Annotated in this window: 5 protein-coding genes; 3 read left to right on the forward strand and 2 right to left on the reverse strand. The window is 45.6% G+C overall.

Annotated elements, in window-relative coordinates:
- Positions 1-829, reverse strand: an 829-nt coding sequence (locus tag AACQ17_RS02590) for a M16 family metallopeptidase (protein WP_141201455.1), incomplete at its 3' end; no start/stop codon positions are given.
- A gap of 328 nt (positions 830-1,157) precedes the next feature.
- Here AACQ17_RS02590 and AACQ17_RS02595 point away from each other — a divergent pair.
- On the forward strand, positions 1,158-3,020 hold the full coding sequence (locus AACQ17_RS02595; RefSeq protein WP_094148017.1) for a potassium transporter Kup: 1,863 nt from the start codon (positions 1,158-1,160) through the stop codon (positions 3,018-3,020).
- A 131-nt stretch (positions 3,021-3,151) separates the two neighbouring features.
- On the opposite strand, the gene nifJ is transcribed toward AACQ17_RS02595, so the two are convergent.
- Entirely contained in the window at positions 3,152-6,436 is a 3,285-nt protein-coding gene (nifJ, locus tag AACQ17_RS02600; RefSeq protein WP_094148019.1) for a pyruvate:ferredoxin (flavodoxin) oxidoreductase, read from the reverse strand.
- A gap of 115 nt (positions 6,437-6,551) precedes the next feature.
- On the opposite strand from nifJ, the gene AACQ17_RS02605 reads away from it, so the two are divergent.
- The gene (locus tag AACQ17_RS02605; protein ID WP_094124899.1) at positions 6,552-7,982 is read left to right on the forward strand and encodes a sensor histidine kinase; all 1,431 of its coding nucleotides are present in this window, start codon (positions 6,552-6,554) and stop codon (positions 7,980-7,982) included.
- Positions 7,972-8,685, forward strand: a complete 714-nt coding sequence (locus AACQ17_RS02610; RefSeq protein ID WP_094167684.1) for a response regulator — start codon at positions 7,972-7,974, stop codon at positions 8,683-8,685. Before AACQ17_RS02605 ends, AACQ17_RS02610 begins: the two co-directional genes overlap by 11 nt.
- The last annotated feature ends 23 nt before the right edge of the window (positions 8,686-8,708 follow it).

An 8,708-nucleotide genomic window follows, 5' to 3' on the forward strand; every position in this document is an offset into this window, starting at 1 on the left:
GGCTAATGTTCGGTGAGTCATTGGCACCAATGTAACCCACAAAATCTGTATTATTGGCCGTAATGCTGTGATTTCTAGTCGGCATTGGCGTGCTGCCTTTTTCCCAGCTCGCGAAATGTTTTTCTATCAATGCCGTGGCTTGCTCTAATGTGATATTGCCAGCGATAACGATTTCGGTGAGTTGTGGCTGATACCAAGTGCGGTAAAAATCGGCAATCCCTTCGGGTGTCGCTTGGTTCACGCTCTCTTTGGTGCCCAAGGGATCATGCTGCGCATATAAAGTATTAGCAATCATGTGCTCATAAACGTTTTGAGCGTAGCTCTTCTCCTCTTTACGTGAAAAACGAAACTCGCCCATGATCACGCGTTTTTCATTTTCAACCGATGTGGGAGTAAGCTCTATACCATCGGCAATATCTCTAAACCAGACCAGAGCTGGCTCTACCGCTTGGTTATCGGGTAAATCCAGTTTGTAAACCGTTTCTTGATAAGCAGTATAAGCATTGATGTCAGGGCCAAAACTGACACCTGATTGCTCAAAGGTTTTGATCGCATCATTTCCGGCATAATGAGCGCTGCCATTAAAAGCCATATGCTCAAGAAAATGAGCGTAGCCCGGTTGCTGATTGTTTTCTTGAAATGCGGCTGCGTGAACAATCAAGCGGATGGAAACGGGTTCTTTTTGATTGGGATAAATGTGGTATTTCATGCCATTGGCCAGCTCGGCGCTCGCCCAATAGGGATCTTCTTTGATCGGAGTGAATGCTTGATTTGAAGCACATCCCAACAGAAATAAGCAACTAACGAATAGTAGACGATATATTTTCATAACAACCTCGACATGTATTTGGTGGCAATATACGTCATGAGGTTTGAATTATTTTGGGGAATGTAATTGTCAACTCAGGTTTTGAGAAAGAAGTTTCAATTTTTTCGTAACAATGAATGTTATTAATTACATTGTGTAATTTAAGTGTTAACAGAGTGATGTGGATTGAAACGAGTTTGACCACTATTACTACATTTTGCTCAATCTGGGATTGAATCTTTATACTTTTTATATGCCTATCCTTGGTTTTATACATTTTCTTTAAATCTATCTGATTACTATGAGGTGAGCATAGTTAGATAGGATGCCCATTTAGGGCAATATTGAAATGAAACAACCACAAAAAAGTACCGCTTCGCTTGCACTATTAGCCGTAGGTATCGTTTATGGCGATATTGGCACTAGCCCGTTATATGCACTAAAAGAGGTGTTTTTTAGTCACCACCCATTACCGATCAATTCATTGAATGTACTTGGCATCCTCTCTTTGGTGTTTTGGGCATTTGTGTTGATCGTCTCGGTGAAATATTTAATGCTCATCACTCGTGCGCATAAACATGGTGAAGGTGGTATTTTAACTTTATCAGCAATTGCTAGAGAGCATTGCCCAGATTCACTAAAGCCTTTGGTGTTATTACTTGGGTTATTAGCCACCGGGTTCTTTTTTGGTGAAGCGGTAATAACGCCGGCTATGTCAGTACTGTCTGCTGTGGAAGGTATCGCGGTGGTGGAGCAAGATTTCGCACCATTCGTGCTACCGATTGCAGTAGGAATTATCGTGATTCTGTTTGCAATTCAAGCATTAGGCACCGAACGTATTGGGCGATTTTTTGCGCCGGTAATGGTTATATGGTTTCTCTCGCTGGGCGTTTTAGGGTTTAACGCTATCATTGAGCAACCACAGGTATTAGTCGCAATCAATCCTTATTACGCGTTTCATTTTATCGCCGAACAGGGGGTAAATACGTTGATCATTCTTGGCGTCGTAGTGCTGTCAGTGACTGGCGTTGAAGCCTTGTATGCCGATATGGGACACATTGGTATTAAGCCAATCCGTCTTGCTTGGTTTATGATTGTGTTACCCAGTTTATTGCTTAACTACTTTGGGCAAGGGGCTTATCTGTTGGTTTCTCAAGGGGTTACAGGTCAAACCTTTTTTGGTTTAGTGCCTAATCTGTGGCTATGGCCTGTGATCATTTTGGCTACCTTAGCGGCCGTGATTGCTTCACAAGCGGTGATTTCAGGGATCTTTTCATTAACTCGTCAAGCAATGAACTATGGTTATCTCCCGCCATTGAAAATTACCCATACGTCAGAGCACTCTCAAGGGCAAATTTATGTTCCAGCAGCCAATGTGTTGCTGTTTGTCGCTGTGCTGTTTGTGATGATGCGTTTCCAATCATCGGCTAACTTAGCCGCCGCTTATGGCATCGCCGTAACGGCGATCATGGCAATTTCGTCGTTACTGATAGTGATTGTGGCACGTTATTACTGGCAATGGCCGCGAGCACATGTTTGGTTGCTGGGGACGGTTTTTGTTAGCCTAGATGCCTTTCTCTTTACTGCAACTTCGACCAAATTGAGTGATGGTGGTTGGTTGCCGATTTCGCTAGGTGGTCTTATCTTTGCTGTGATGTCTATTTGGCAGCAGCAGAAGCAGCGTTTACTTGACGTGTCGGGCAGTGATTTGTCGCTTTCTGCCATGATTGCTTCTCTTGAAGGGGAAACATTTCGTCGTACCCAAGGTAATGCCGTCTACCTTTCGCGTGTCAGCCATCATGTCCCTCGCTCTTTGGTGCATAATTTGAAATACAATAAAACGCTTCATGAGCGTAATATATTGATGACGTTTCAGTATGAATCACAGCCTAAAGTGCATCCTTGTCGCCGAGCAGAGATCGAGCAGTTGTCAGAAACGTTTTGGCAAGTGATCATCCATACGGGCTATCAGGAAGTACCAGATATTGAACAAGTGATGCACTCCTGTTCGCTTAAAGGGCTGCATCTACATCCCAATGAGACTATTTTCTTGCTCTCTGCTGAGCGTATTCAGGCGCAGAAAGTGGGCCTATGGCATGATTTCAAAGCGCGGTTATTTATCTTAATGAGCAAACATGCGCTGCGTACGGCAGAGCGGCTTAACATTCCTTCTGATCGTTTGATTGAGATGGGCGTCTATCGAGAAATTTAATGTCTTGATTGCATTGTGTTGCGGTTCAGCGCACCGACTCATTGAGCTTAAAGTAAGATCCATCAACTCACGTAGAAATAAGCCGTTTCTTTATCAAGGAACGGCTTATTTCTTAGCAGGGTTAAGGTGTGTTATTCAACGTTTTTGCCAAGCGCTGCATACAGTGGCCAGTCACCTTGCTTAACCAGTGCCTTTGTGTATTCGGCGCTCTGCGCAAGATCATAATGGTGCTCAATGCATGGAGAATAAGCGACAACCAATGATGGCCCCTTATGTTCCCCAGCCGCTTGTAGCGTTTTGATCGTGTGGTTCATATTGGCCGCTAAAGCGATTCTTGCCACATAAATACCGGGCAGGTTTTGGTAAAGAGCAACCAAATCTTTGGCGGGATTTGGGTTGGGTAAACTACACAGTTTGGCTGTTTTTCCTTGTGGGGTTGATTTGGATTTTTGCCCACCAGTGTTGGCATAGCATTGAGTATCGAGTACTAAGATATTGATGTTTTCACCGCTGCGTAACACATGGTCAAGGCCGCCAAAACCGATGTCATAAGCCCAGCCATCGCCACCTATCAGCCATACCTGCTTTTCAATCAAATAATCAAGTAATAGCTTTAATTCGGCATGCGGAGTGTCTGACGTTAAGCTTGATTTTATCTTGCTCAGTTGTTGTCGACGCTCATCAACGTCAGTGAGTAACTCATTGCTGCCGTGAAGGGAGTGTTGAGCAAAGGCCGTTTGTGCTCGCGCCCCTAAGGCTTTGACGGCTAATCGCATTCCCAGCCCAAATTCCGCGTTATCTTCAAATAGGCTATTAGCCCATGCAGGTCCTCTTCCTTGGGCATCTTGGCTGTAGGGTGTTGTGGGCAAATTGCCACCAAAAATGGAAGAGCATCCGGTGGCATTAGCAATATAAAGTCGGTCACCAAATAACTGGGTCAAAATCCGAATGTAAGGTGTTTCACCACACCCAGCGCAAGCATTAGGGTATTCGAAATAAGGCTCAACATGCTGGATGGTTTTGACATCAATACGGCTCTGTTGGTGGATGTTTTGTATTGGCAGCGTATTAAACTGGGCAAACTGCTGCTGTTCTTGTTCATAACAAAGCGGCTTACTGATCATAGTCAGCGCTTTCTGCTCAGGGTCGCGCTTGTCTTTGGCTGGGCAAACTTGCGCGCAGAGTTGGCAGCCAGTGCAGTCATCGGGCGATACTTGCAATGTGTATTGCGCATCTTGTTGATGACGAGAGCGATAAGGCATGGTTTTAAGCGCGGTCGATGTTTGATGTGCTTCGTTGGGTTCGAACACCCGAGCACGAATTGCTGAGTGCGGACATATCGAGACACAGTAACCGCACTGAGTGCAGAGACCCGGATCCCAAACTGGTAATTGTTCGGAGATATCTCGTTTCTCTAAAGAAGAAGTATTGGTTGGCCAAATCCCGTCAGCAGGGTAGGCAGAGACAGGTAAATCTCCTCCTTTCCCAGCGAGTAACCATTCCACCAAAGAAGAGGGTTGGCTGCGCTCTTTGATCGCAAATGATGTTTGTGAGGTTTGTGCGGTGATGGTGAAAGGTGAGTCGTTTATCTCGTGCGCTGCTGCCTCAATGCACGCGAGGTTACGCTCGATAAGTGCGTCAGGTTTTCCTTGTAATTGCGTTTTGCACATTGCTTGCAGAACCAGCAAAGTTGCACGCTGTTGAGAAGGTTCTTGGCTTGGGCTGAGCAGTAAAGTCGCCGCTACTTGCATAGCGACGCTGGCTTTGTTTTTGAGTTGATGCTGAGCGCTTAACTTATCGGCATCGATTGTCACCACTTTGATCTGTTTAGCTTGAATCGTCGATTGCAATGCAAATGGCAGAGAATCCCACAGTGCTTGCCCTGTAAGCGATGTGTTGATCAATAGTAGCGCGCGCTGACAAAATCGCTGCGTGATATCGATGTCTTTCAGTAGGCCTAATTGACTGAGCGAAATTAATCTGGCTTGCCGAATCGGGTACGGAGTTTGGATCGGTTGTTCGGAGAGTCGCAAGTGCGTCGTCGTAAGATTGCGTGATTTTTTCGAGTCGTACTCGAACTGAGCATTCACATACCAGTGGTTTTGCTTGCCAAGAGCTTTGAGCACGTTTTTTCCTGCCGAGATGCTACCATCACCACCGTAGCCGTACATCAACACCGTTTGCAGCGCTTCTTCTCGTTCAGGCTGTGAGGTAACGGGTAGGCTAAGATGAGTGACGTCATCATCGATTCCTACCACGAATTCTCTTTTCCGGCCGTGCTCATTTCGCATCATAGCGAAAATGTGCTGCGCATCTTCTGGAAAGAAAGCTTTTCCCGATAAACCATAACGGCCTCGGAATAACTCAATGGGTCGACCACTTTGGTAAATGGCATCAAGCACATCCAGATACAGCGGTTCACCGCTACTTCCGGGTTCTTTAGTGCGGTCCAACACACTGATCTGCTGTACCGATTCAGGCAAGGCGTTGAGTAATGCTTGAGTAGGAAAAGGGCGATAGAGATGAACGGTGACAACACCGACGCTCTCATCTGGCTTGCTTTGAACGTATTGGTTGAGTGTTTCACTGACCGAGCCAAGAGCGATGATTAGTCGTGTAGCTTGTGGATGGCCACGGTACTCTACTAAGTGATAGGCACGTCCAGTGAGCTGCGCAAACTCATCCATACAGGTTTGGACAACATCGGGTGCATGCTGTTGATAGCGGTTTTGCGCTTCGCGGCATTGAAAATAAGTATCTGGACCTGCCGTTGCTCCGCGTAAGGTTGGGCGATCGGGCGTTAAGGCGCGCTGACGAAATTCAAGTAATGCGCGATGGGGAAAAAGTTGCGCTACCTGCTCGGTGGTGAGCATGTCTATATTAGTTAAGGTATGAGAGGTGATAAATCCATCAAAAAAATGGACAAACGGTAACCGACTGCGCAGTGAAGCCATGGTCGATATCAACGCCATGTCTTGTGCTTGCTGACCGTTGCTTGCGCATAACATGGCAACGCCCGTTTGCCGAATCGACATCACATCTGAGTGATCGCAAAAAATCGATAGGGCATGGGTTGCGACACTGCGCGCGGCGACATGGATCACGCACGGAGTCAGCTCTCCCACCAATTTATATAAAGTGGGGATCATCAATAATAATCCTTGCGAAGAAGTAAACGTCGTGGCTAATGCACCGCTCATGGCGCTGCCATGCACAACCGCAATGGTTCCCGCTTCAGATTGCATCTCAATTACCTCGGGTGTCTCCCCTAAGATATTGAGCTGGTGTTTTGCCGACCATGCTTCACAGCACTCGGCCATGGTGGTACTTGGCGTTATCGGGTATACGGCAATCACTTCACTTAATTGATAGGCTATATTTGCTACCGCAGTATTGGCATCAGTAATCCAATTCATTACTCTGGAAACCTCTTGTGTTTATCGCAATCGTTGCGACTTACGTCTGAAGATGTATGATTCCGTCACTAAGGTGACAAAATCACGAGAAACAAAGATGGTTAAGACGCTAAACATGGCGCGAGTAAACGAGACACAACGGGTCATCTTATTGATATGCCTGTATGTGTTGGTTACTACGGTGGGCGTGATTTACCGAAAAAATATCTTAGAAACAGACATGGCAATGCTGTTTTTATTGCTCAACATTGTTAGTGCTTCACTACTTCGTCCACGCAATGCATACCTCATGACCATTATGGGCGTCATAGTGTATTACTACTTCTTATTGCCGGATTACAGTTCGTTCCGTTTTAAGAATGCACAGCATGTGATTACTTTTTCGGTGATGGTGTTCAGTGGGATGTTCGCGATCAATATAACACAGTCACAGAGAAAGCAAATACAGAAAAATAAGCACCTCCAGATGCGCCATAAGACCTATTATCAGCTTGCTTGCCACTTGTCGGCACTGCGAACCAGTGAGCAAATTGCGCAGGCGACCGTGCAATTTCTTAATAAAGAGCTGAGCTTGCCGAGCGCGATTTTATCTGCTCACCCTCACTGGCATCTGCTTGCCAAAAACGATTCTTTTCCGTATGCCCAGCTAGAAGAATTTGATGGCCGTCATGTACCTGCGGCCACCACCATTCACTGGCTTAAAGATCGAGAGACAGTATTGGGCGTATTAGTGGTTGAAAAAGATCAACAGGACAAAGTTACCCCGTGGGTCATTTCATTACTCAGTTTGTCACTGGCACGTTCGCAAGCTAACCAAGCGCTTGCGGAAGTGGAAACGGCTAATCAATTAGAAACCATGCGTAGCACGTTATTAGCATCAGTATCTCATGATTTGAAAACACCATTAGGGACGATCATTGGCGTGGCAACGACGTTGACCGATGCGGGGTTGAAGCTGGATCAAGAGGTGCAAGATGAGCTATTGAAATCGATCGCTGAGCAAGGTGAGCGGCTCAATCGTAGTTTAACAAAACTGCTTGATATCACGCGTTACACTAGCGCGGCCCTTGTACCTAAGTTGGATTGGGTCGAACCTGAAGAAGTGCTTGGCAGTGCACTGAGCCGTTTATCTCGACGATTGCGTCACCATCATGTGAATTTAAAAAGTGAACCAATGTTGGTTGAACTCGATAGTTTATTGATTGAACAGGTTATCTCTAACCTGATTGAAAATTCAGCCAAATATACACCTAAAGGAAGTGAGATAGAGATTCAGATAGAATACCGCGATGAGGCGTTTATTTTAACAGTAGCGGACAATGGCCCCGGTATTCCTGAGCAAGAATTAACCCGAATTTTTGAGCGTTTTTATCGCCTCAACCATACCCAAGTCGATGGCACAGGGCTTGGCTTAGCGATATGCCAAGTGATCGTCACCGCACATCACGGTACGATAGTTGCTCGCAACCGTGAAAGCCAAGGTGTTAGTTTTACCGTGGCGATACCATGCCGACTTTACGATTTAAAGGGACTGTATGAACAGTGAAATTAAAATCTTGATCATTGAAGATGAAGCACCGATTCAACGTTTTCTCAACGTGTTGATCAGCGGTTATCAGTATCAAGTCAAAACGGCTGGAACAGCAGAGCAAGGGGTAGCCTTAGTCGCAAACTGGAATCCGCATCTGATTTTATTGGATTTAGGCTTACCAGATATGGAAGGTATTGCACTCACCAAAGAGCTTCGGGGTTGGACGCAGACGCCAATCATTGTCATCTCGGCCCGTGATAAGGAATCAGATAAGGTTCAAGCACTTGATGCGGGAGCCAACGATTACTTGATTAAACCATTTGGTAGTGAAGAACTGCTAGCGCGAATACGTGTCGCGTTACGCCAACTGAGCCAACCTCAGCCTCAAGAGTCGGTTTGCTACCAATTCGGCCAGATAGTTGTCGACTTGGCATTTAAGCAAGTGACTAAAAGTGGTGAACCGTTAAAACTGACCAAAACCGAGTACAATATTTTAAAACTTTTGGTGAGAAATATGGGCAAGGTTTTGACTCATAAGCAAATTTTAAAAGAAGTGTGGGGCAGTAACTACATTGAACATCATCATTATGTTCGTATTCATGTTGCCCAGTTGCGTCATAAAGTGGAAGAAAATCCAGCCCAACCTAAACATATTATTACAGAAACAGGGGTAGGATACCGCTTGGTAGAAGGCGAATCAGACCAGTTGGCGATTTAGGCTACTTTATAAAATCTGGATAT

The organism is Vibrio sp. V10_P2A27P122, assembly GCF_963874335.1.
GTDB lineage: Bacteria > Pseudomonadota > Gammaproteobacteria > Enterobacterales > Vibrionaceae > Vibrio > Vibrio anguillarum.

What these genes read in the sequence shown, in the direction of transcription:
- AACQ17_RS02595 (WP_094148017.1), top strand. Translation starts at nt 1,158, where the DNA reads ATGAAACAACCACAAAAAAGTACCGCTTCGCTTGCACTATTAGCCGTA.
- nifJ (WP_094148019.1), bottom strand. Translation starts at nt 6,436, where the DNA reads ATGAATTGGATTACTGATGCCAATACTGCGGTAGCAAATATAGCCTAT.
- AACQ17_RS02605 (WP_094124899.1), top strand. Translation starts at nt 6,552, where the DNA reads ATGGCGCGAGTAAACGAGACACAACGGGTCATCTTATTGATATGCCTG.
- AACQ17_RS02610 (WP_094167684.1), top strand. Translation starts at nt 7,972, where the DNA reads ATGAACAGTGAAATTAAAATCTTGATCATTGAAGATGAAGCACCGATT.